The 23,552-nt window shown below is 70.0% G+C and carries 16 protein-coding genes, 5 tRNA genes and 1 other RNA gene; 14 read left to right on the top strand and 8 right to left on the bottom strand.

What is annotated here, in order from left to right; all coding sequences use genetic code 11:
- Positions 1-183: 183 nt before the first annotated feature.
- The 5 genes from KRR26_RS28330 to KRR26_RS28350 all read right to left on the bottom strand — a co-directional run bounded on the left by KRR26_RS28330 (position 184) and on the right by KRR26_RS28350 (position 5,141).
- Entirely contained in the window at positions 184-1,107 is a 924-nt protein-coding gene (locus KRR26_RS28330) for an SDR family oxidoreductase (RefSeq protein ID WP_120209372.1), read from the bottom strand.
- Positions 1,108-1,144: 37 nt separating this feature from the next.
- The gene (locus tag KRR26_RS28335) at positions 1,145-1,999 is read right to left on the bottom strand and encodes a lysophospholipid acyltransferase family protein (RefSeq protein ID WP_120209373.1); all 855 of its coding nucleotides are present in this window, start codon (positions 1,997-1,999) and stop codon (positions 1,145-1,147) included.
- A gap of 72 nt (positions 2,000-2,071) precedes the next feature.
- Entirely contained in the window at positions 2,072-3,016 is a 945-nt protein-coding gene (locus tag KRR26_RS28340) for a polysaccharide deacetylase family protein (RefSeq protein WP_217081312.1), read from the bottom strand.
- Positions 3,017-3,030: 14 nt separating this feature from the next.
- Positions 3,031-3,741, bottom strand: coding sequence for a glycosyltransferase family 2 protein (locus tag KRR26_RS28345; protein WP_120209375.1), 711 nt, complete (start codon positions 3,739-3,741; stop codon positions 3,031-3,033).
- An 86-nt stretch (positions 3,742-3,827) separates the two neighbouring features.
- Complete coding sequence (locus KRR26_RS28350; protein WP_120209376.1) at positions 3,828-5,141, bottom strand: protoporphyrinogen/coproporphyrinogen oxidase; 1,314 nt, start codon at positions 5,139-5,141, stop codon at positions 3,828-3,830.
- A gap of 222 nt (positions 5,142-5,363) precedes the next feature.
- Here KRR26_RS28350 and KRR26_RS28355 point away from each other — a divergent pair, with 222 nt between their 5' ends.
- The 9 genes from KRR26_RS28355 to ffs all read left to right on the top strand — a co-directional run bounded on the left by KRR26_RS28355 (position 5,364) and on the right by ffs (position 12,512).
- Positions 5,364-9,869: a tetratricopeptide repeat protein gene (locus KRR26_RS28355; RefSeq protein ID WP_217081313.1), complete on the top strand. Its 4,506-nt coding sequence runs from the start codon at positions 5,364-5,366 to the stop codon at positions 9,867-9,869.
- Positions 9,870-10,006: 137 nt separating this feature from the next.
- Positions 10,007-11,287, top strand: coding sequence for a serine--tRNA ligase (gene serS, locus KRR26_RS28360; protein ID WP_120209378.1), 1,281 nt, complete (start codon positions 10,007-10,009; stop codon positions 11,285-11,287).
- A 105-nt stretch (positions 11,288-11,392) separates the two neighbouring features.
- Positions 11,393-11,479: transfer RNA gene (locus tag KRR26_RS28365), tRNA-Ser, on the top strand.
- A 43-nt stretch (positions 11,480-11,522) separates the two neighbouring features.
- Positions 11,523-11,612, top strand: a tRNA-Ser gene (locus tag KRR26_RS28370).
- Positions 11,613-11,638: 26 nt separating this feature from the next.
- Positions 11,639-11,712 (top strand) — tRNA-Arg (locus KRR26_RS28375).
- A 23-nt stretch (positions 11,713-11,735) separates the two neighbouring features.
- Positions 11,736-12,203: a tRNA adenosine(34) deaminase TadA gene (tadA, locus tag KRR26_RS28380; RefSeq protein WP_217081314.1), complete on the top strand. Its 468-nt coding sequence runs from the start codon at positions 11,736-11,738 to the stop codon at positions 12,201-12,203.
- A 5-nt stretch (positions 12,204-12,208) separates the two neighbouring features.
- Positions 12,209-12,295: transfer RNA gene (locus tag KRR26_RS28385), tRNA-Ser, on the top strand.
- 13 nt (positions 12,296-12,308) lie between these two features.
- Positions 12,309-12,395 (top strand) — tRNA-Ser (locus KRR26_RS28390).
- A 24-nt stretch (positions 12,396-12,419) separates the two neighbouring features.
- An RNA gene (gene ffs, locus KRR26_RS28395) (signal recognition particle sRNA small type) lies at positions 12,420-12,512 on the top strand.
- A 76-nt stretch (positions 12,513-12,588) separates the two neighbouring features.
- Here the strand turns inward: ffs and KRR26_RS28400 are convergent.
- Positions 12,589-14,043, bottom strand: coding sequence for a glycosyltransferase family protein (locus KRR26_RS28400; protein ID WP_233577375.1), 1,455 nt, complete (start codon positions 14,041-14,043; stop codon positions 12,589-12,591).
- A 107-nt stretch (positions 14,044-14,150) separates the two neighbouring features.
- Between KRR26_RS28400 and KRR26_RS28405 the strand changes: the two genes are divergently transcribed.
- The 5 genes from KRR26_RS28405 (at position 14,151) to recR (ending at position 19,584) form a co-directional block, all read left to right on the top strand.
- The gene (locus KRR26_RS28405; protein WP_217081316.1) at positions 14,151-15,689 is read left to right on the top strand and encodes a phytoene desaturase family protein; all 1,539 of its coding nucleotides are present in this window, start codon (positions 14,151-14,153) and stop codon (positions 15,687-15,689) included.
- 65 nt (positions 15,690-15,754) lie between these two features.
- Entirely contained in the window at positions 15,755-16,942 is a 1,188-nt protein-coding gene (gene dnaX / locus KRR26_RS28410) for a DNA polymerase III subunit gamma/tau (RefSeq protein ID WP_120209382.1), read from the top strand.
- Positions 16,943-17,885: 943 nt separating this feature from the next.
- Positions 17,886-18,569, top strand: coding sequence for a DNA polymerase III subunit gamma/tau (locus KRR26_RS28415; RefSeq protein WP_328707227.1), 684 nt, complete (start codon positions 17,886-17,888; stop codon positions 18,567-18,569).
- A 97-nt stretch (positions 18,570-18,666) separates the two neighbouring features.
- A complete protein-coding gene (locus KRR26_RS28420) occupies positions 18,667-18,984 on the top strand; it encodes a YbaB/EbfC family nucleoid-associated protein (RefSeq protein WP_120209383.1) in 318 nt (105 codons plus the stop codon).
- 6 nt (positions 18,985-18,990) lie between these two features.
- The gene (recR, locus tag KRR26_RS28425; protein WP_120209384.1) at positions 18,991-19,584 is read left to right on the top strand and encodes a recombination mediator RecR; all 594 of its coding nucleotides are present in this window, start codon (positions 18,991-18,993) and stop codon (positions 19,582-19,584) included.
- 36 nt (positions 19,585-19,620) lie between these two features.
- Here recR and KRR26_RS28430 read toward each other — a convergent pair whose 3' ends face one another.
- A complete protein-coding gene (locus KRR26_RS28430; protein ID WP_217081317.1) occupies positions 19,621-21,567 on the bottom strand; it encodes a protein kinase domain-containing protein in 1,947 nt (648 codons plus the stop codon).
- Positions 21,568-21,571: 4 nt separating this feature from the next.
- A complete protein-coding gene (locus tag KRR26_RS28435) occupies positions 21,572-23,551 on the bottom strand; it encodes a FecR family protein (protein WP_217081334.1) in 1,980 nt (659 codons plus the stop codon).
- Position 23,552: the final 1 nt, after the last annotated feature.

Raw genomic sequence — 23,552 nt, forward strand, 5'->3', positions numbered from 1 at the left:
CAACGCCCCGCGCGCAGCCCAGGCGGAGGGACTGGTTCCGGAAATCGGGCACTTGCGCCTGTCCGCCCCCCGACATCCCCCTGCCCCGCGTGACATGCCTGTCAGAGCCCGCCAACGCTGTCATCCCCTCGGGACTGACAGGGCTGTCAGGGCCCCCTCGGACTTCTCAAGCGCGAGAGGGGGTTACTCGCCCAGGACGGAGCGGATGGTGTCGCGCATCGAGTGGCGCGGCTTCCAGTGGATGTCCTTCACCCACCGGGAGCCATCCACGGCGCACAGGAACTGGATGTGGTCCAGCTCCGGCGGCGGGAAGCTGGCCAGCCGGTAGCGGAACAGCAGGCCCAACAGCGGGCGCGCCACCGGATGCGGCACGGGCAGCGGGGTATTGCCCAGCTCGCGCATCACCGAGGACAGGGGCACCTCGCCCGGTCCCACGACGTTGTAGACGCCGCGCAGCTCGGGCCGGAGCGCGGCGACCATGGCGCGCGCCACGTCCTCCACATGGATGAGCTGCACCATGGGGTCGAAGCCCGCGAGCGTCCACGGGTGGCGCAGCCGCAGGTAGTTGGACGGCGCGTTCTTGATGGTGGGCCCGACGATGTGGACGGGCCTGAGAATCACCGTCTCGATGTCCGGGTGCTTCCAGAAGAAGCCATGCGCGAGCATGTCCACTTCGATGAGGTCGCGCACCCCCGAGAACCGGCTGGCCGCCATGAGCGGCGCGTCCTCGGTGAGGAAGTTGGAGTTGTCCGGACTGGGGCCGTAGACGTTGGCCGAGGACAGCACCACGACCTTCTTCACCCCGTACTTGGCGCAGTACTCGAGCAGCCGCGTGGTGCCCACCACGTTGAACGAGTGGTGCTCCTCCTCGCTCATCCGGGGGTCATGCATGATGCCCATGTGGATGACGGCGCGGACGTCGTTCTTGCGAAAGACGTCCTCGGCCTTCTTCTTGCGAAGGTCGAGCTGGTACATCTCGACGTCCTTCGGCCGCCCCTGGAAGGGACGCCGGTCGATGCCGATGATGCGCTCCTGCTTGTGGAGGAGCTTCGCGAGGGTGCGGCCGAGGTTTCCGCTGATGCCCGTGACGACGACGGCGGGTCTCATGTGCCCGCCGTCTTAACATCACCGCCGGTCCGGGCGCTCACCAGAACACGCCTCGGCGCTCCTTGAGGCCCTGGTGGAGCATGGCCTGGATGGCGGCCTTCACGGTGCGGACCTTCTTGTCCAGCTCGCTGTCCTCGTCGTCCGCCCGGCCGGTGAAGCGCAGCGGGTCCCCGAAGTAGATGCGGTACTTGGTGGGCAGCGGGATGGGCAGTCCCGTCGGGGTGATGGGGAACGAGGGGAACCCCAGGAGCTTCGCCAGGGGCTTGAGGTCCATCAGCGCGGGGGCCTGCTCCTCGGCGCCGACGACGGCGATGGGGACGATGGGCGTGTCCGTCTCCAGCGCCAACCGCATGAACCCCAGGCCGAACTCCTGGAGCTGGTAGCGCTGGGGCCACAGCTTGTTGATGCCGCGCGCGCCCTCGGGGAAGACGAGGATGGCCTCGCCGGCCTCCAACAGCCGCCGGCAGTTCTCCGGCGTCCCGACAATCTGCCCCACACGCGCCATGAAGGTGGAGACGTACGGGAGCGAGGGCACCCACTTCTCCACCATGCTGCGGATGGCGCGGGGAGGCTGGGCCTCCACCATGAGCGAGATGCCAATCATCGCGCCGTCCAGCGGCAGCTGCCCCGAGTGGTTGGACACGAGCAGCACGCGGCCGCTGGGAATCCGGTCCGCCCCGTAGGCCTCCACGCGGAAGTAGTGGCGGTAGAGCCACAGGAACGGAGCGATGGCGGCCAGGCTGTAGTCCAGGTTGAACCCGAACGGGTCCACCCCGTACTCGTTCTCCGTGCGCGCCAGGGCCTGGAGCTGCTGCTGCTGCTCCGCCCCGGCCATGCGCTCGGTCCAGCCGCGCAGCCCCTTCTTCACCTTGTCGCTGAAGCGCTCCAGCATGGCGGCTGTTTAACACCACCCGCCCGCGCACCGGGAGAGGCCCTGTCCGGCACGCCACGTTTCCTGGGCGCGCTAGAGCGTGGGCGCGAGCCGCTCCGCCACGACCTTCAACGTGACGACGTCGAAGTCCGCCTTGAGCCAGCGGAAGACCTCGAGCAGCCGCTCCTGCTTCTGGGCCGCGGGCACGCGCAGGTCTCGCTGCTGCCGGGTCAGCTCGGGCGGGATGCCGTCCGCCGCGTCCAGCACGTCCACGCCGTGCATCTCGAAGTTGAAGAACGCCTCGCGCTGGAGGGCCCGGTAGGTCGAGCGCAGGACGGGGCGCGGGAGCGTGGCGGCGAACGTGCCGATGAACGGGAAGCGCACGCCCGGGGTCACCGCCATGGGCAGCTCCAACACCGCGCCCGAGCCTCGCTGGTAGGGCCGCGCCGGGTCCGGACGGTACGGCACGCGCGGCGCCAGGAGCACCCGAGGCGTGTCCAGCACGGACCGGGACGGCCGCCCCAGGATGGCCAGCGCCCCCATCACCGTCGCCTTGGCCGCGTAGTACGGCGCCGCCGGAAAGGCGGACGAGCCATACAGATACCCCTGCGCGACGGTGGCCGCGTACAGGTCCGGGCTGAGCGTGTAGCCCGGTGCGCGAAACCCCGAGGGCCGCTCGCCCGTGGCGCGTGCAATGAGCGCGTCCGCGCGGGCAAGGTCCTCGTGGATGGCCTCCACGCCCCGGCGGCTCAGCGCGTAGTCATGCGAGTGGCTGTGGCTGGCCACCTCGATGCCGCCCGCGTGCGCCTGCCGCATGCCTTCCGCGGCGGTGGGGTCCGACTCCAGGTCCTCGCCAATGACGAAGAACGTCCCGGGGGCGCCCACGGTGGCCAGCAGCTCGCGGAAGCGCGGCACCGCCACCGCGTGCACGAGCGACCGGGCGCGCGCATCCAGGAGCGACTCGGGCAGCCCGTGGATGCGGCAGTAGTGCGGCAGCGAGTCCAGGTCGACGGAGATGGACGCCAGCCGCGCCGCCATGTGCCGTCCCCTGCTCAGGTCCCGCGGATGCGGATGACGTAGACCAGCTTGCCCACGTTCTTGAGCACGTTGGGCACGCGCCGGAACAGGTGGATGGAGGGCTGGCGCTTCTCGTGGAGCTGGATGGGGATCTCCACCACGTTCAGGCCCTCGCGCCACGCGCGGACCACGAACTCGCTGGCGAACACATCCATGTCCACGACGCACTTCTGGATGACGGGCAGCAGCGCCTCGCGACGGAACGCCTTGAGGCCGTGCGTGTCCGTGCCCTGGAAGCCCAGCGTCACCTTCAAGAGCTTGTTGTGCACCCGCGTGGCCGCGCGACGGATGAGGGGCCGCTGGTCGCTGGCGCCCTTGGCCGCCTTCGAGCCCACCACCATGTCCGCCTCACCGCGCTCCAGGCGAGGCAGCGCCGCGTCGTAGAACGAGAGGTCGCACAGGTCGATCTCATCGCAGACGACATAGGTGCCGCGGGCCATCAGGATGCCCGCCTTCAGCGCGACGCCGTAGTTGGGCCGCTCCGAATGGAACCACCGCATCCGCGGGTTCTTCGCGCACAGCTCTTCCAGGATGGCCGGCGTCGCGTCGCGGGAGCCGTTCTCCGCGAAGATGATTTCGTAGTCGAGCCCGCGCGCATCCAACCCCTGGCGCAGCTCCTCCGCCGCCTGGGTGATGATGGACTCTTCGTTGTAGACGGGGATGACGACGGAAAGGTGCGGGGCCATGTGTCAGGGGCGGGCGGAAAGGGGCGGGACCTAGCACGGCCCGCGACACCCGTCGACAGGACTCGCGCCAGGAGCGTTCGCCAGCGTCAGCGGTTGAGCGTCCGAGCGACAGCGCGCCCGGCCAGGATGGCGTCCTCCATGGACGAATACTCCCACTGCCCGTAGCGGCCCGCCGTGTGGATGCCCGCCTGGTCGAGGAAGCGCACCACCTCACTCTTCGCGGGGCCATACGCGTCGTCGTAGAGCACGTAGGCGTTGGGAATCTCACGGGCGCGCGTAAACAGGATGTCGTCCGCGGAGTGGATCATCTGGGAGCGCAGCAGGTCCTCCACGGCCTTCGCCTCGGCGTCCGCCAGCGACAGGCTCCCGTGGTGGCTGTACTCGACGGAGAACGTCGCGGTGTCCGGAGGCGCCAGCGGCGCGAACACGGCGGAGGGAGAACCGATGCGGTAGCTGTGGAACTCCGACTCGGGCAGGTAGATCCAATGCCACGGCTGCCGGTTGGCGCCGCGCGCGGCGACGCAGACATAGGTCACGGTGGTGGCGCGCAGCTGCTTCGCCGCGGCCTGCACCGACTCCGGCACTCCGGCGCCGCCCTTCGCGAGCAGCTGCACCAGCCCGGGCAGGGAGATGGAGGACACCAGACTCGCGTAGCGCAGCGAGCGCCCGTCCGACAGCGCCACCGTCTTCGCCTTCCAGTCGATGGAGACAGGCTCGGTGTGGACACTCAGCTCGCCACCCTCCAGGTGGCGGAGCATGGCGCGGGCCAGGCTCTCGATTCCGCCCTCGCGCGGATACAGGAACGACGCGTTGTAGCCGAGCGCATCGCTGCCGCTGCCGAGCGCCCCGTCCACGACTTCCTTGAGCGTGGGCCTGGGGACGAAGCGGCCCACCCACGCGGCGGACAGCTCACGCGGGTGCACGGTCCAGAGCTTCTGGTTGTACGGCACCATGAAGTTCCGGGCGAAGCCCTCACCCATGTAGCGGAGGATGAACTCCTCGAAGTTGCGCGGATCCCGCTCGCGCAGCTCCCGGCCCTTCTCGCCGTAGATGGCCTCCACGTAGCCCACGAGGTTCTCGGCGACGACCTCGGCCGGCAACCCGTGCGTGTTCACCTGGTAGGGGAAGCGCGTGAAGACGCCGCGCGAGAACACCGCCGCCTTGCGCTGGATGCGGACCAGTTCGCCGGGCAGCCACAGCGTGTTCACCAGCTCCTGCACCTCGGGGTCGCGCAGGTGGAGCCAGTGGCCGGTGGGGTCGAAGTAACACCCATCAATGACCTCGGTCTTGATGAGGCCACCCACGCGGTCGGACCGCTCGATGAGGCGCCACGGGCGCTGAAGGAAGTGGGCGGTGGACAGGCCCGCCAGGCCCGCGCCGAGGATGACGATGGGGTCCATGCTCGGGCGGGTCTACCATCTCCCCCCTCGCGCGGGGGAGACGAACGCGCGACAGCTGACTGCGGGTGAACCTGCTCCCCTGGCCGCTCGGGGGGCTCGAATCGGGACCGAGCGCGTTCTTTCCGGGCTCGAAACGCCTCTGGTAGCCTGCGCACCGCCCCGCGGGAACGTACCGAGCCCGCCTCACGTGCGCGCGCCAGCCGGTCCCGTCGAAGGAACCCCATGAAAGTCTCCTGCCCGTCGTGCCAGACGAACTACAACATCGATGACAGGCGGATCCCGCCGGGTGGCGCGAAGCTCAAATGCGCCCGGTGCCAGACCACGTTTCCCATCAAGCTCGAGGCGGTGAGCGCGGCCGAGTCGATGCCGCAGGCCCCGTCCCACGAGCCCGCCATCCCGCTTCCGGGTTTCGCCGCCCCGCAGGCCAGCGCCGCCATCCCACTCCCGGGTGCCGCCGCTCCGCAGCAGGCCATCTCGCTCGGCGCGGGCCCGGGCGCCGCCATCCCGCTTCCGGGTTCCGCCGCGCCGCAGGCCAGCGCCGCCATCCCGCTCCCGGGCGCCGCCGCTCCGCAGCAGGCCATCTCGCTGGGCGCGGGCCCGAGCGCGGCCATTCCCCTTCCCGGCGCCGCCCCCCAGGCCATCTCGCTGGGCGCGGGTCCGGGGGCCGCCATCCCGCTCCCGGGTTCCGCCGCCCCGCAGGCCATCTCGCTCGGCACGGGCCCGGGGGCCGCCATCCCCCTGCCCGGCGCGGCGGCCGCGGCCATTCCGCTTCCGGGGACCGCCGCGCCGCGGGCGGCCATCCCGCTTCCCGCCGCGCCGCCCCAGGATGATCCCTTCGCGTTCGACCCCTCGACGGGGAGCGCGGACGCCATCCCGCTTCCTGGCAGTGCCGCCCCGGCGGACCCCTACGCCGCGTACGACGAGGGTCCGTTGGACGGGTACCAGGACCGCGACTCCACCCGCGTCGTGGCCATCCCGATGCCCACGGACGCCTACCGCGACCCCTCGGCCCCCTTTGGCGTGGACGGCTCGCAGGGAACGGCGCGCGACTTCGACTTCTCCGACAGCGCGATGTCCGACGTCGACGTCGCCGAGCCGGAGGCCCCGCAGGAGTTCGACTTCTCCGACGCCCAGCTGCCCCCGCCTCCCGCGCCAGACCGGCCGGATCCCTTCGCCCTCGACCTGGAGAACGCCCCGGATGCGAGCGCCGAGGCCCTGCCCGTAGACGATCCGTTCGCCCTGCCGCCTCCGCCCCAGGACTCCGCCGCGCCAGCCCTGGAGGAGGATCCGTTCGCCCTCCCGCCGCCCCCGCAGGGCTATGCGCCCCCGGCCCTGGAGGAGGATCCGTTCGCCCTCCCGCCGCCCCCGCAAGGCTATGCACCCGCGGCCATGGAGGAGGATCCATTCGCCCTGCCCCCTCCTCCCGCCGCGACGCCGGACTTCGACTTCGCGGACCTCCCGGCGCCCGCGGAGCCCGGCGGCTATGCCCCACCAGCCGCGCAGGGCATGGACTTCTCGGACCTGCCCTCGCCGGTCGCGCCCGCTCCGGCCGTGTCCACGCTGGACTTCTCGGACCTGCCGTCGCCCGTCGAGGCGCCTCCGTCCGTCTCCTTCGACTTCGCCGATTCCCCCACCAGCGCGCCGGCGCCTGACTTCCAGCTCGACTTCTCCGAGCCGCCCGCCGCCGCGCCCGCCCCCGCCGCGGATCCCTTCGCGATGGACTTCTCGGCGCCGCCTCCCGCGTCGGTCAACCCGACCACGGACTTTGGCGACGTGGACTTCGGCGAGCCCCCCCCTGTCGCCGGTGCATCGGACTCGCTGGAGTTCGACCCCACCGCCTCGGCGCCGCTGGATGACCTTGAAGCGGACCTCTCCGCGCCACTGCCGCCGCCGCCCGCCGCGGGCCCCACGGACGGCCTGGAGATGCTCAGCTTCATCGACGACGCGGCCCCTCGGAACGCGGGCGCCTCGGCCGCCAAGGTGACGCGCTTCCACGTCCGCCGCCGCTCGGGCAAGGTGTTCGGCCCGTTCGACGAGGGCGTCATCGTCAAGATGCTCGAGGACGGGCAGCTCCTGGGCAACGAGGACGTCTCGCTCGACTCCGAGACCTGGTCCGCCATCGGCACCAACCCCACCTTCGGCAGCGCCATCGAGCGGCTGATGGCCGGCCCATCCAAGGCCGTGGTGCCCGCCGTGGGTCCAGCCTCGGGGACGTCGGACGCCCCGGCGGGCGAGCCCGGCGGCTCCCAGGCCAGCATGGACCGCCTGCGGCAGCTCTACGAGGGCCGCATGGCCGCGGTGTCCGTGGTGGACCGCAGCGCCGCCACGGAGCAGTGGAAGAAGCGCATCCCCATGATGGTGGGCGCCGGCGTGGCCGTGCTGGTCCTCGGCACGGGCCTGAGCTTCGAGTTCACCCGGTACGGCGCCTTCGGCCGCAACAAGCTGCTGCCCGCGCGCGTCTCGAAGGGCTCGGCCGAGGCGAAGCTCGTGGACGAGGCCCGCGCCGAGCTGCTCCAGGACACCTTCGCCAGCTACAAGCTCGCGCACGACCAGAGCGCCAAGGTGCTGGCCTCGAAGGAGTACCCGGAGGTCCGGGCCTTGTGGTGCCAGGCCGTCAACTACCTGCAGCGCCACTACGCCGCCGGAGACCCCGCGGAGATGCAGCGCTGCCAGCAGGCGGTGGAGCACGTGGAGCTGCTCGGGGAGAAGAACCTCGAGTTCATCAAGATGACCGCGGGCATGGCGCTCACCGCGCGCCAGCCGGACGCGGTGCTGCCGAGCCTGCGGGACGCCTACAGCCGCGAGGGCAACCAGGCGGACCTCGAGCTGTCCTTCCTGCTGGCCGAGGCCCACGCCACCAAGAAGGACGCCAAGAGCGCCATCGAGACGCTGAAGAAGGTGCTGGAGAAGGACCCGAAGTCCGCCAAGGCCCTGCACGCCCTGGGCAACCTGTACCAGGCATCAGGAGACGCGGACGAGGCGGCCAAGGCCTACGACGCGGCGCTCGCGGCGGACTCCAAGCACGCGGCGTCCGCGGTGGAGTTGGCCGCGGTGGAGCTGCTGGTGCGCAAGTCGGACGTGGAGAAGGGCGCCAAGGCCGTGGACAGCGCGCTGGCGCTCCAGGCCGAGCTGGGCCCCGCCGAGCGCGCGCGCGCCCGTGGCCTCAAGGGCGTGGCCCTCTTCCAGCAGTTCAAGCCCAAGGAGGCCGAGACCGAGCTGAAGGCCGCCCTCCAGGAGAACCCGACGTCGGACTTCATCAAGGCCCAGCTCGCGCGCGTGCTGCGCGCCCAGCGCGACTACGACGGCGCGCTCCCGCTCTACCAGGACCTCGCCGGAGATGAGTCCGGCAACCTGGAGTACGTGGACGGGCACATCACCTCGCTCGTGATGACGGGCAAGATGCAGGACGCGCTCACGGCGGTGGAGGCGGCCAGCAAGAACTTCCCGAACGAGGCGCGCATCGCGTACCTCTACGGCCGCATCGAGGACGCGCTCGACCAGCCCGCCGAGGCGGAGGGCCACTTCAAGCGCGCCACCGCCGCGGACGCGAAGCTCGTGGACGCGAGCCTCTACCTGGGCCGCCTCTACCTGCGGCAGCACCGCAACGCGGACGCGCGCACCCTGCTGGAGGCCTCCGCCGCGCAGGCCGCGGACCACGCGGGCGTGCACGCGGGTCTCGGCGAGCTGGCCCTCGCGGAGAACAACGCGCTGCTGGCCCGCCAGGAGTTCGACCGGGCCGTCCAACTGGACCCCAACCTCGCGGATGCGCACCTGGGCCTGTCGCGCGTGGCCATGCTGAACGGCGACCTACCCCGCGCCGAGTCCGAGGCCAACCGCGCCTTGGAGCTGGATCCGCACCTGCTCAAGGACGGACGGCTGCAGCGCGGCCTGGTCCTCTGGCGGCTGCACAAGCTGGACGAGGCCATCGCCGAGTTGGAGAAGGCCAAGGCCGAGGATCCGCGCTCCACCAACATCCCCATCACCCTGGGCGCGGTGCTCTTGGAGAAGGGCGACCTGGCCAGCGCGGAGAGCAACCTGGGCCTCGCTTTGCGCAACGAGCCCTCCAACCACGAGGCGCTCTATTACCAGGGCCTCGTGAAGGCCAAGCGCAGCGAGTTCACCCAGGCGCTCGACAACATGAAGAGCGCCGTGGAGCGCGCGCCCAAGCGCCCGGACTACCGCTATGCCTACGGCGTCATCCTGCGCGACGCGAAGAACCTCCCGGACGCCATCGAGCAGTGGAAGATCGCCGTGGACCTCGATGCGAAGAACGCGGACGCCCACGAGGCGCTCGGCCACGCCTACCTGGAGCGCGGCGAGTTCGACTCGGCCATCGAGTCGTTCGAGTTGAGCCTCAAGGCGGACGCGCAGCGCATCCGAGTCATGGGCGCCATCGGCGATGCCCTCTTCAGCGCCGCGCGCTGGGACGAGGCCATCAAGCGCTACCAGGCCGCGCTCAAGGCGGACCCGCAGCTCACGTACGTCTATTACAAGATTGCCCGCGCCTTCACCGAGCAGGCCCAGCACGCCAAGGCCATCGACTGGTACCGCAAGGCCACCGCCGCCGAGCCCCAGAACCCGATGCCGTACTACTACTTGGGCTTCGCCTATAAGGAGAAGAACAAGCGCCGGGACGCCATCGCGGCATTCAAGGAATACCTGTCGCGCAAGCCGGAAGCGACGGACCGCAAGGACATCGAGGACGAAATCTACGACCTCGAGCACTGACGCTCGCGGAGCCGCCGTCCGTCGCCTGGCGCACGGACGGCGTCGGAAATCTCTCCCCCGGGGAGTCCGGCCTTGAGCAGCCCGGACACGGGGAGCCTTGCCGGCCCCCACCCGGGGTGACTACAAGGCGACCCCCTATGCTGGACCTTCGGTACGTTGCGCAGAACTTCGATGCGGTCGTCGCCCGGCTGAAGACGCGGAGCGGCAACCTGGACCTCGGCCCCTTCCAGCGCCTCTTCACCGAGCGGCGCGACCTCTACGTCTCCATGGAGGCGTTGTCGGCGCGCCGCAACACGGCCAACGAGGAGATGAAGCGCAAGGCCAAGGAAGACCCCGGCGCGCTGGACGCGCTGCGCGGTGACCTGAGGGCCGTGTCGCAGGAAATCAAGGAGAAGGAGGCGCGCCTCAAGGAAGTGGAGGAGGAGCTCCATCGCATCCTGCTCCTCATCCCCAACGTGCCCCATGAGTCGGTGCCCGTGGGCGCCGGCGCCGAGGACAACGTCCAGGTGCGAGCCTGGGGCGAGAAGCCCAACCTCCTCTTCACGCCTCGCCAGCACTTCGAGCTGGGCGAGAAGCTCGGCATGCTCGACTTCGAGCGCGCCGCCAAGGTGTCCGGCAGCCGCTTCACCTTCTACAAGGGCGCGCTGGCCCGGCTCGAGCGGGCGCTCGTGACCTTCATGATCGATGTGCACACGCAGAAGGGCTACACGGAGCTTTTGCCGCCCTATCTCGTGCTGCGCGAGACGATGATGGGCACCGGCCAGCTCCCCAAGTTCGAGGACGACGCCTTCAAGACGGCGGGCGACCCGGAGCGCTTCCTCATCCCCACCGCCGAAGTGCCCGTCACGAACTACCACGCGGACGAGATCCTCGACGGCGAGCAGCTGCCCATCCGCTACTGCGCCTTCAGCCCCTGCTTCCGCGCGGAGGCGGGCGCGGCGGGCAAGGACACGCGCGGCCTCATCCGCCAGCACCAGTTCCACAAGGTGGAGCTCGTGAAGTTCTCCCCGCCGGAGAAGAGCCTCGATGAGTTGGACGCGATGACGGACGACGCCTGCGACATCCTCCGTCGCCTGGGCCTCCACCACCGCGTGATGCTCCTGTGCACCGGAGACATGGGCTTCTCCGCGCGGAAGACCTACGACATCGAGGTCTGGCTGCCCGGCCAGGGGGCCTACCGCGAGATCTCCTCCTGCTCGGACTGCGGCGACTTCCAGGCGCGCCGCGCGAAAATCCGCTTCCGCGCCCAGAAGGGCGACAAGCCCCAGTTGGTCCACACCCTCAACGGCAGCGGACTCGCCGTGGGCCGCACCAGCATCGCCATCCTGGAGAACTACCAGCGCGAGGACGGCAGCGTCGCCATCCCTGAGGTCCTCGTGCCGTACATGGGCGGACTCACCGAGCTGCGGCCCATTTAACGAAACGCCGATCATCCATCTTGCTTGCAACGGGCAAGAAATGAGGTAGAAGGGCGGCCCCACGAACGCCGTCGGTTCGCGGGGCACCGCCGGCGCAGTGGGTGTGGAGGCGTGGCCGAGCGGCTGAAGGCAGCGGTCTTGAAAACCGCAGAGGGTGCAAGCTCTCCGTAGGTTCGAATCCTACCGCCTCCGAGATTTTGTTCTTGAGTTTGGTGGTTCTTTGACAGAGAAAGATGGAGAGATGGCCGAGAGGCTGAAGGCACAGGTTTGCTAAACCTGCATACTCGAAAGGGTATCGAGGGTTCGAATCCCTCTCTCTCCGCCACTTGTCGTTGTAGCGCCAGAAAGATTGCTCCCTTAGCTCAGCTGGATAGAGCGTCGGACTACGAATCCGAAGGCCGGAGGTTCGAATCCTCCAGGGAGCGCTGTTTTCCTCGGCGCGTGTCTCATGAGTGACGATGTGAAGTTCATGCAGCAGGCTCTTTTGCTCGCGCAAGAAGCCTCGTCCCTCGGAGAGGTCCCGGTTGGTGCGGTTGCGGTGCTCGATGGAAACATCGTGGGCACTGGCTTCAATCGCCGCGAAATGGACCGCAATCCTTTTGCACACGCGGAAATGTTGGCTCTCGAGGCTGCCGCCAAGGCTGTGAATGCCTGGCGGCTAACGGGCATTACGTTGTATGTGACTCTGGAGCCGTGTGCCATGTGCGCCGGCGCGTTGGTTCAATCCCGAGTCACCCGGCTTGTTTTTGGAACGCAGGACCCCAAAGCCGGCGCTGTAGGTTCGCTGTACAATCTGGCCGAGGAGCCCCGACACAATCACCGGCTCCTCGTGACAAGCGGGATCCTGGCGGACGAGAGCCGCCTGCTTCTCAAGGCGTTCTTCGAGCGCTTGCGCGCGAAGCGACGTGACAATTGAATATTGGAGAGCTGGCCGAGTGGTCGAAGGCACCTGACTCGAAATCAGGCGTACCGGCAACGGTACCGTAGGTTCGAATCCTACGCTCTCCGCTGCAGTTGTGTTGGAGAGGTGGCCGAGCGGTTGAAGGCGCACGCCTGGAACGCGTGTATATCTGAAAGGGTATCGTGGGTTCGAATCCCACCCTCTCCGTTTCTGTTGTTGTTGAATGAAAGCTTTGTGGTCGGGACAACGTGGGGGCGCGAACCCCGCCAGGTCCGGAAGGAAGCAACGGTAGCGTACTTCCGCGTGTGTCCCGGCCGTTCTTGTCTGAAAGGGCTGATTCCCTCTTGGGAGTCGGCCCTTTCGCTTTTGCGGGCTCCGACGGCACGGTGCCGCGCCGCGCTCAGTCGCGCGCCAGCACCGTCTCCCGCCCCACTTCGCGCACCACGTGGAAGCCCGCCGCCTGAAGCTCCGCCAGCGCGCGCTTCTCGAACGTCACCGCGCGGTTGAAGTCCGGGTCCCGAATGGACGCCTGGAACGCCGCGTCCTGGGGCCAGTCGCAGGTGCGCCAAGGGATGTTCTTCCCGATGTAGAAGAACCCGCCCGCGCCCCACAGCCCCTCGTTGACGATGAGCAACCCCCGCGCACCGTCTCGCGTCGCCGAGACGATGGCTCGGAACTGGTCCGCACGCAGGTCATCCGGAGGAAAGCCCTCCGCGTGGACCGTGCCCAGGACCACGGCCAGCCCACCGAGCCCCCACCGCAGGACCTGCCGCTGACGCGCCAGGATGAACTCCGCCACCCGCGGCGCAGCGGCCATCAGGCCCAGCACCAATCCCGGATAGAGGAAGCGCGCCTCCTTGTGCGGCGTGGACAAGAGGATCGCCACGTACGCGAGCGCGCAGACCAACGGGAGCGAGAGGGCTCGCGAGCGCCGCAGACCGAGCAACCCCAGCGGCACCGCGGCCCAGCCCCACACCGGCACGGAGTTGAGGATGGGCTGCAGGTAGAAGTCGGGCGGGGCCGCCCCGAAGGTCGCCGCCGCTCCATCCGACAGGACATTGAAGCGCGCGTACGCGAAGAACGAGTGGAACGGCGAACCCCACGTCACCGCGTCGAGGGCGCCCAGCGCGACGGCAACCCCCGCGCCGCCCAGGCAGGCGAAGGCCAACACCCGCCACCGCCGCGCGAACACCAGCCACAACAGCGCCACCACCACGAAGACACCCGAGGGGTAGCGCGCCACCACGGCCAACCCCAGCGCCAGTCCCCCCACGAGCCCCGCTCGGGCGGGACGCGCGTCTTGGCGGTCGAGCGCCTCCATCGCGACGAGCAGGAAGGACGCGGACAGGGACTCCGCCATGGTGCGGCCCGCGAAGACGAGCAACGGGCCATAAAGGCCAATCATCAGAGTTGCGAGCCAGCCCCCCGCCGCTCCCGCGCGCCGCTCCGAGAAGCGATACACGGCAGATAGGCTCCAGGCATGAAGGGCCCACTGCGGCACCGCGATGAGCCCGCGGTATGCCACCGGATGGGTGAGCCCCAGCATGTCCGCGAGCCGCAGACAGCCGGCCACGACGAGGGGCGCGGCCCAGTTGCGCAAGCCCCGTTGCCACTCCCACGCCATGACGCCGTACCCGTGCACGCGCCACCAGCCGGGCTCGAGCACCTGGTACACCTCATCCGGGTGGATGCGCCCCAACTGGGCCACCGCCAGCAGCGCGGGAAGCAGGGCCACTCCGGCGAGCACCCACCCCTGAAGCTCGGAAAGAGCCGAGGGCGCCTCACGCGCTTCAGGGGAAGCGGGAGGAAGGGCTCGCGGCTCGGCGGAGGCGGACTCGGGTGCGGTGGCGTTCACGGGCGGCGGTGACTCTCTCCGCCCCTCCGTCCGGGTGCAAGCCGCGCCGTGTTTGTCCGTCCGCCCTCCAGTCATGTAGGAACTGGAGGAAAACCCGGAGAAAGCACATGCCAGACGTCATCGTGGTGGGCGCAGGACACAACGGACTTGTCACCGCGGCGATGCTGGCGAAACGGGGCCTGTCGGTCACTGTCCTGGAGGAGAAAGACACCCTGGGTGGGGCGTGCAAGACGGAGTACCCGTTCCGCAGCGCGCCCAAGCTGGGGGTTTCCACCGGGGCCTACCTGCTCGGACTCATGCCGCCGGAGCTGCTGCGCGAGCTGGAGCTGGACCTGCCGCTCAAGCGCCGCGACCCGCATTACTTCCTGCCCACCATGGACCGGCGCTACCTGCTCTTCGGCTCGGACGAGCGGGAGCTGGAGCGGCAGTTCCGGGAGTTCTTCTCCGAGGCGGACTGGCTCGCCAACCAGGCGATGAACGCGGAGTTGTCCGCCCTGCGCGAGGACGTGGCCCCCGCCTGGCTCCTGCCGCCGCTCTCCATCGAGGAGACGGCCGAGAAGTACATCCGCCCTGCCCTGCGGCACGCGTTCGTGCGGCTGTGTCGCGGCTCGGCGCGCGAGTACCTGGACCGCTTCGGCTTCAAGTCGGACTTCGTCAAGGCGATGTACGCGGTGACGGACGCGTTCTCCGGCCTGGACGGCGGATACGACACGCCGGGCACGGGCATGAACCTGCTGGTCCACAACATGTGCCGGCTGCCGGGCAGCGGTGGCACGTGGATGATTGTCGGCGGGGGCATGGGCACCGTCACCCAGCAGATTGCCCGGGTGGCTCGCAAGTACGGCGCCGAGCTGCGCACGGGCGCGAAGGTGGCCTCGGTGCGCGTGGACAACGGCGTGGCCAAGGGCGTGGTGCTGGAGAACGGGGAGGAGCTGTCCGCGAAGGTCGTCGTGTCCAACGGCGACCCGTTCCGCACCCTGCGGCTGCTCTCCACCAGCGCGGTGCCGTCCGACTACCGCGCCCAGGTCGAGTCAATGGCCGCGCCCGGCACCACGATGAAGGTGAACCTGTGCCTCAAGGGCCTGCCACGCTTCACGTGCCTGCCCGAGGACCGGGGCCAGTTCGGTCCCACCATCCACCTGCTCCCTCAGGAGGACGACGTCCTGGGCGCGCTGGCTCGCGGCTACGCCGAGACGAAGGCGGGCCGGCTCTCCGAGTTCCCCTCCATCGAGTGGTACGTGCACACCACGGTGGACCCGTCCCTGCGCGACGAAGAGGGGCACCACAACTCCGCGCTGTTCGTGGAGTGGGTGCCGCACACGCTGACGGGCACCACGTGGGAGAAGGAGGAGGCGCGCTACGTCCAGCACCTCTTGTCCATCTGCGACCAGTTCGCCCCGGGGACGAGCGACCTGGTGCAGGAGTACTTCGCGCTCACGCCGCCGAAAATCGAGCGGCACTTCGGCATCACCCACGGCCACATCCACCACGTGGACAACAAGCGGGGCTTCAATGACCGCCTGCCCTACGAGACGCCGGTGCAGGGCCTGTACTTCTGCAGTGCGGGCTGCCATCCGGCCGGCAGCGTCATCGGGGCGGCGGGGCACAACGCCGCCAACGTCGTCCTCCAGGCGCTCGGACGGTGAGTGAACGGGGCGGGCCCGGCATGCACATGGATCATTTCCGCCAGCATGTTTAGATGCCCGCCCCCATGAGCTACCTCGTCCTCGCGCGCAAATGGCGCCCGCAGAAGTTCGATGACATGACCGGCCAGGAGCACGTGGTCCGGACCATCGGGAACGCCATCAAGATGGACCGGGTCGCGCATGCGTACCTGTTCTGCGGGCCTCGTGGCGTGGGGAAGACGACAGCGGCGCGACTGCTCGCCAAGGCGCTCAACTGCGAGCAGGGCCCCACGGCCACGCCGTGTGGCACCTGCCGCGCGTGCACGGAGATCGCCGCGGGCACCAGCGTGGACGTGGCGGAGATCGACGGCGCCTCGAACAACGGCGTCGAGAACGTCCGCGAGATTCGCGAGAACGCCAAGTACCTGCCGCAGCGAGACCGGCACAAGATCTACATCATCGACGAGGTCCACATGCTCTCGGGGGCGGCGTTCAACGCGCTCCTGAAGACGCTGGAGGAGCCGCCCGGGCACGTGAAGTTCATCTTCGCGACCACCGAGGCGCACAAGCTCCCAGACACCATCCTCTCGCGCTGCCAGCGCCACAACTTCCGCCGCATCTCTGCGGCGCGGATGCTCCAGCGGCTCAAGGAGATTGGCCAGGCCGAGGGCGCGGGCATCTCGGACGCATCGCTGTCCATGGTGGTGCGCCAGTCCGAGGGCGGCATGCGTGACGCCCTCAGCTTGCTGGATCAAATCCTCGCCTCGTGCGGCCCCAACCCCACGGACGAAGCCGTGGCCGAGGCCCTGGGCGCCATCGACCGCACGGTGGTGCAGGACTTCGCCGAGGCGATGGTTCGCAAGGACGCCAAGCGCGTGCTGGAGCGCGTGGAGGAGGTCTTCAATCGCGGGCTGGACCTCAAGCGGCTCGCGGAGGAACTGGCGCTTCAATTGCGCCACCTCTTCGTCACCAAGGCGATTGGCGAAGCCCCCGCGGAGCTGTCCGAGTCCGAGCAGAAGTCGCTGCAAGGGCTCGCCAAGGAAGCAGACACCGCGCAGCTGTCGCGGCTGTTCGACGTGGTGCACGGCTGCATCTGGGACGTGTCGCGCGCGGCCCAGCCGAGACTCGCGCTGGAGATGGCGCTGCTCAAGGCCATCCAGCTTGCGCCAGCAGGCTCCATTCCGGAGCTGCTCGCCCGCGTGGACCGACTGACCGCCAAGGCCGATTCCGGAGCGTCCGGAGGTCGCTCCGGCCCCGCGAACTTTCGCGTCTGAGCGCCCCGCAGAGCCCCGCTCCACTTCGCCTCTTCACGAGAGCAGCGCACCGGCTGGGCCTCTGGCCCACGGCGGAGCTGCGCACACGTCCCCGCAGCACAGCGCGGGGAGTGGAAACACGCGCGCAGCCATGCCGTCCCCGACAAGTGGCGGCACGACACAGTCCCCAGGCGCCTCCATTACGGCAGATGCGCCGCGAGGCTCGCGGCTGGTGGGTGACAGCGACCCACGTCCCCATGCGCCGCCGTTCGCGAATGGAGATGTGCATGCCTCGCCGCAGGCCCCATCAGCCCAGAGCGAAACTCGTGCATCCACCGCGGGCAGCGACACACGGGGAGCCTCACACTCGAACCCCACTGCACCTTCACTCGCGGGCAGCGACACTCGCGCAGCCCAGCACGCTGGCCACCCTGCCCCTTCGTTCGCGGGTGGTAACTCCCTGCCCCCTCAGTCCGCGCCGGGCAGTGTCGAACCCCATTCCTCCTCGTTCTCGGATCCGCGTGGCGCACCGCTCCCGACTTCGGTCATGGAGGGCCTGCCCCCGTCGGCTGCGCGTCCCCTGTCCTTCCTGAAGAATGGCGGAGCGGGCACCCCACCCCCGGCGCCTTCGCTCATCCCTGGTGAAGCATCGCCTCCCCGCGCGCCGGGGCCCGCGATGGACGACCTGCCGCCGTCGGCCGCGCGCCCGCTGTCGTTCCTTCGCAACGGGGCTCCCACTCCTGGCGCACCCGAGCCCCTCCCACCCGCATCGACGCAGGACCCGGCGGACCCGCCACCTCCTGGCTCGCGCCCGCTGTCCTTCCTGCGCAATGGCGCCGCGGGCACGACGGACGCTCGGCCTGCGCCCGTTGCGCCCCTGGGGGCCGCGCCACTTCCCCGCGCGACTGAGCCTGCGACCAGCCCCCCCATCGGGCCGACTCCGGTCTCCCGCCCGGCGGAGCCCGTGCCCACGGTGCGCGTGACCAACGTGCGGCGCCCGGAGCCCTCGGGGCCACCCGAGCCCCCGTTCCCGGCGGAAGAGGACGCGCGACTGTTCGCGGAGGAAGGCTCGGCTGAGGGCTGTGCTTCAGGCGAGTGCATCCCTGCCCCGGAGCCGGAAGCCCCCGAGCCGGAGCCCGACCCCGTTGCCCCCGCGCCTCGCGTCGGGAACGGCCGCGACAACCCCAACCTCTCGCTGCCCGAGCGCTGGCGTGCCGCGGTGGAGACCGTGAAGTCATCGTCGCCGCGTCACGGCGCGGCGCTCGCCAATGGCCGCATGCTCTCCATGCGCGCCGGGGAGATCATCCTGGGCTTCGCGCCCCAGGCCGGGTTCCACAAGAACGCCGTCACGTCGGCCTCGGGCAAGAGCACCGTTGACGCGGCCCTGGCCGACCACTTCGGCCGGCCCGTCAAGCTCACCATCCAGGACATCGCCGCCGAGCCCAACGGGGGCTCGCTGAGCATCGCCGAGCAGGACGCCCAGAGCCGCGCGGCGCACGAGAAGAGCACGGAGGGAAAGGTGCGGAATCACCCCTCGGTGCGCGCCGTGCTCCGGATGCTGGGGGGCGAAATCGAACACATCCAGGTGCTGGAAGCCGCGCGCCCGGCGGCCACCCCGTTGAGCGACACTCCCGAGGAGAGCCCCTGACAACCCCCGCGCGCAACGGTAGGGTGCGCGTCACAGTCCCATGTCCGAGCGGGGCCATGCCGGCGCCCGCTCCCACGTCCGCGGACCGAGGAAGCACATGCCTGGCATCGATTTGAACTACTTCATCCGGCAGGCGAACAAGCTGACGGAGAAGATCGAAGAGCGGAAGAAGCAGCTGGCGGACGAGACCGTCGAAGCCAAGGCCGGTGAGGGCCGCGTGACGGTGGTCGCCAACTGCGTGCAGGAGATTCGCAGCATCAAGATCGACAAGTCCGCCATCGACCCGAACGACCCGTCGATGCTCGAGGACCTCATCACCGCCGCCGTGAACGCCGCCCTGGCAAGCAGCCGCCAGCACATGCAGAGCGAGCTGGCCAAAATCTCCGGCGGCATCAAGATCCCCGGCATTAACTAAGGCCGGATGACGCCCGATCCGCTCAATCGACTCGTCGCGCAGCTCGCGAAGCTTCCGGGCATCGGCGAGAAGACGGCCCAGCGCCTCGCGTTCCACATCCTGCGCGCGCCTGGCGAGTTCGCCGTCGACCTGTCGCAGGCCATCCGCGAGGTGAAGGAGAAGGTGCACCTGTGCACCCGCTGCTTCTCCCTCACCGACTCGGAGCTGTGCGGCTTCTGCCGTGACTCGCGCCGCGAGGAGCGCGCGCTGTGCGTGGTGGAGACCTTCGCGGACCTGATGGCGCTGGAGCGCACCCGTGAGTTCAAGGGGCGCTACCACGTCCTGCACGGCGTGCTGTCCCCGCTGGAAGGCGTGGGCCCCGAGCAGCTTCGCATCAAGGAGCTGCTCGAGCGCCTCAACGACAGCCGGGTGGAGGAGATCATCCTCGCCACCAACCCGGACGTGGAAGGGGAAGCCACCGCGCTCTACCTGACGCGCCTGCTCAAGCCGATGGGTCTGCGCCTCACCCGCATCGCCCAGGGCCTGCCCATGGGCGGCGACCTGGAGTTCGCGGACCAGGCCACCTTGGCCAAGGCGCTCTCCGCGAGGCGCGACCTCTGAGGTTCGTGCCCGCTCTGACTCGAGAGCGGGCGCCGCCTACTGTGTCACCCGCCAGGAGAACGGCATCATCACCGTGACCTCCTGGTCGCGGTGAGCCGGGAAACGCAGCCGCTGCGCCTGCGACTCCAGGCACCGCCCCACCTCGGTCGAAGCCAGCGGGCCCTTCGTGTCCGCGGTCACCTTCCCCGACGAGACGATGCGAAGCTGAACCTGCACCTCGCCCTGGCTGGCGGGCAGGTCGGCCTTGAAGCGCTCGAAGCACGAGGTGATGCGCGAGCGCCCACCCGACACCACGCGCTGGATGTCGTCGATGCCCAGCGTCACCAGCTTCGCGGGCCGAGCCGCGCCCTTCGGATTGGGGTTCGCCGCGGGCTGCCGCGTGTCCGCCGCGAACGCGACCGCGTCCTGCCCCGGCGTCCCCGTGCCCACGGCGGGAACGGCCACCTTGTCCGGCTCGGTCGGAGTCGCCCCCTCCGGAGTCGCCACCGAGCCCGGAGCCGCACCCGCGGCCGGATGCGCGGTCACGTCCGATGGCGTCGCGTCGCCCCCTGGCGAGGGAGCTGCCTCCGGAGGCTGAGCCGGCGCGGGCTCCACCGTGGGGGCCGCAGGCGGGACAGGAACAGCCGTCACGACCGCGGGGGCGGCAGGCTGCGCGTCCCCCGGCGCCCAGGCTCGCGCCACCACGAACGCACCGCCCGCGAGCACCAGTCCTCCCACCAGCCCCACGGCCAACGAGCGCCACCGGCGAGGCGCGGGAGCCATCTCCACGGGCCCGGACCGCGTGGGCGTTCCCGGAGCCTTGTCCGACTCAGACGAGACCGGTGGCACCCACGGCCGGCCCTGCACGGTGGCGCCATCTCCCGCCCCCGTCCGCACAGGCGCGGGAGCGGCTGAAACGGGCGGCGGCGCGACGACGGGCGCCGCGGGCTGCGCCACGCCCTCCACCGCGGCCGAGACATTCAACGTCGCCAGCGTGGGGATCCGGGTGCGCTCGGTGAAGCGCTCCTCGCCAAAGTGCGAGCGCAGGAAGGCCGCGAGGGTCGTCGATGCGCCCGTGGCGCGCAGATGCTCCGCGAGGAAGATCTCCAGGTCCTGCGCGAACTCCTCGGCGGTGGCGTAGCGGTCATCGCGCTGACCCGCCATGGCCTTGAGGATGATGGCCTCCAAGACCTCGGGAAGGTCCGCGCGCAGCGTCCTCGGCGCCTCGAACTCGCCACGCGTCAGCGCGTTGAGGACGGCGAGATCATTGTCCCTCGCGAAGGGCCGCACATGGGTGACGGCCTCGTACAGACTGACGCCGAGCGCGAAGATGTCCGCGCGGCGGTCCACCTCCAGCCCCTGGGCCTGCTCCGGGGCCATGTACATGTACTTGCCCTTCACCACGCCGGTGCGCGTGTGCACCAGGCGCGACTCGGCCTTGGCGATGCCGAAGTCCAGCACCTTCACCTGGCCCTGGTAGGTCAGGTACAGGTTCGAGGGCGAGATGTCCCGATGCACCACGTGCAGCGGCTGGCCCTGCTCGTTGGTGAACTCATGAGCGTGGTGCAGGCCGTGCGCCGCATCGATGAGGACCCGCAGCACCACGGGCAGCGGCACGTACTGACGGCGGCGCCCCGCCAGCCGCAGCGTCGTGGAGAAGTCCTCGCCCGCGAGGTACTCCATGCAGATGTAGTAGCAGCCGTCCGTGAACCCCAGCTCGTGGATCTGGATGATGTTCGGATGGGAGAGCTTGGCCGCGAGCCGCGCCTCGTCTCGGAACATCTCCACGAAGTCGGGGATGTTGGACAGGTGCGGCAGCATGCGCTTGATGACGACGTTGCGCTCGAAGCCGTCGGTGCCGAGCAGCTTGGCCAGGAAGATTTCCGCCATCCCGCCCTCGGCCAGCTTCCGCACGAGCACATACTGGCCATAGGGCCGCAGCAGGGGCGTGTCGGACGCGCCGGAGTTCTCCGGAATGGGGACGGTGGGCTGGGGGGGTGACATCGCCTCAGGGCCCTCGCTGTTTCAGGGTGCGCACCGTCTGAACCGCCGGGGCACCGGGACGACTCATCTTAAACACCAGCATCGGCGGCGTTCCCACGGGGACCGACCAGATATCGAACCGGTGCTTGCCGTCCAGCGTCACCGGACGTCCGTTGATGGACAGGTGCGAGTCCACCGGAGCCACCCCCGTCGCGCGAATCTTCGCCGCCGCCGGCTGGCCGTTGCGGGGGGACTCGATGACCAGCTCCTGCACGGAGTTGTCATAGATGAGCTCCAGCTTGTTCATCCGTCCGCCCTGGAGCGCCGCCCCCGCCGAGGACAGCGGCGTCACCGACCACAGGTAGCTGCCCTCACGCAGCGCGCCCGCGTCCAGCGCGGCGTGCGTGTCCGAGACGGTGCGCTCGGCGACCGGAGAGGACAGCTCGCCCACGAGGTAGACCGCGACGCGGTAGCTCGTCGCGCGTGCCTCCGCGCCGTAGGTGAAGGTCACCGCGGGAGGCTTGTCCTGGTAGAAGATGGTCGTCTTCTCCGGGCCCTCGGGCACCACGTTGCGCAGCCGCGCCAGCTCCTTGGGCGCCTCTTCGGGAGCAAAGCGCACACTGCCCGCCGAGACCTGCGTGCCGTCCGGCTTGCGCACGCGCCAATACAGCGCGCCGCGCGCCGGTGCCGCCACGTTGACGAAGGGCTGATGCACCAGGCCCGTCAAGATTGGCCGCGTGAAGGCCGAGTCCTGCGCCACGTCCACCACCGCATCCCCCGCGCCCTCCCAGGTGAGCGCCACCTGGCCCAGGCCCTTGTGGAACACCTCCCCGTTGTCGCCGGGAGCCAGCTCCATCGCGGCCCGCTCCAACAGCTCGACCCGAGGCGCCGCCGTGCCCGAGGACTCCACCGTGGCTCGCTCCCCCGCCCGCAGCGGCTGCCGAGCCTCGCCGCGCACCAGGGTGACATCCCCCGCCTGCGCCTCCACGAGCAGCCCCGACGCCGTCCGCTGCACCGCGAGACGCGCCGCCCCCGCGCCCTCCAGCGACAGGGTCGGCAGCACCACGCGGCTCGAGCGCCCCGCGGCCAACTGCAACCCGAGCGAGCCCTTGCGCAAGTCCAACCGAGTCTCGTCCGAAGTACCGCCCTGCCCCGCGCCCTCGAGCACCGCCTCCGAGCCCGAGGTGAGCGACAGCAGCGACGCGCTGTCTCGCAGGGTCAGCACCGCCGTGCCGCTGCGCACGCGAACACCGTCGCCCGCGGCCAGCTCCTCGCCGTCCTTGCGCACCCAACGCCACCGCGCCGACCCCTTCGACTTCACCTCCGCGCGTCCAGACGCCGTCCGCAGCGTCACGGAGATGGGCGCCAACTCAACGACGCGCGCGGCCCGCCCCACCACCTGCGCGCGCCCCGAGGCGACCTCCACGGACTCACCCGCGTCGGCGCGGAGCGTCTGGCCGTCCTTGGAGACGAACTCGATGGCGCCCAGCTTCACCTCGACGTGCGCGGCGTCCTCGGCCACGCGCACGCTCACCTCGCTCGGCTCCGAGCCCACCCGCGTGAGGCCAAAGGGCGTGAGGATGCTCAACGCCACCCGCGTCGGAGCGGCGCTTCCCGAGCCGGAGCCCACGCTCGTGCCAGCCGACGCCGGGACGCGCGACAGCACCACGCCGCGCGCCACCGTCAGCACGATGCCCTGCGAGTCCGAGCCCAGCGCGAAGCGCGCCTCCGAGCCCACGTCCACCGTGTGCCCGTCCGCGAAGCGCACCGTGGCCTTGCCATCCGCCCCGGTCTCCACCGCGTCGCCCGCGTACAAGGTCCCCGCGACCACCGGGCCCGTGCTCCCCGCGCGAGACAGCCGGACATCCCCGGCCACACCCTCCAACTGCGCCAGCACCACGGCCGAGCCCGCATCCACGGGTCCGGCGGCGGCCACAGGCGCGTGAGCGGGCGGAGGCGGCGTCTGCGGATCGCCACAGCCGGAGGCGACCACCAGGGACAGCATC

Origin of the sequence: Citreicoccus inhibens (genome assembly GCF_019039035.1) — a bacterium.
GTDB lineage: Bacteria > Myxococcota > Myxococcia > Myxococcales > Myxococcaceae > Citreicoccus > Citreicoccus inhibens.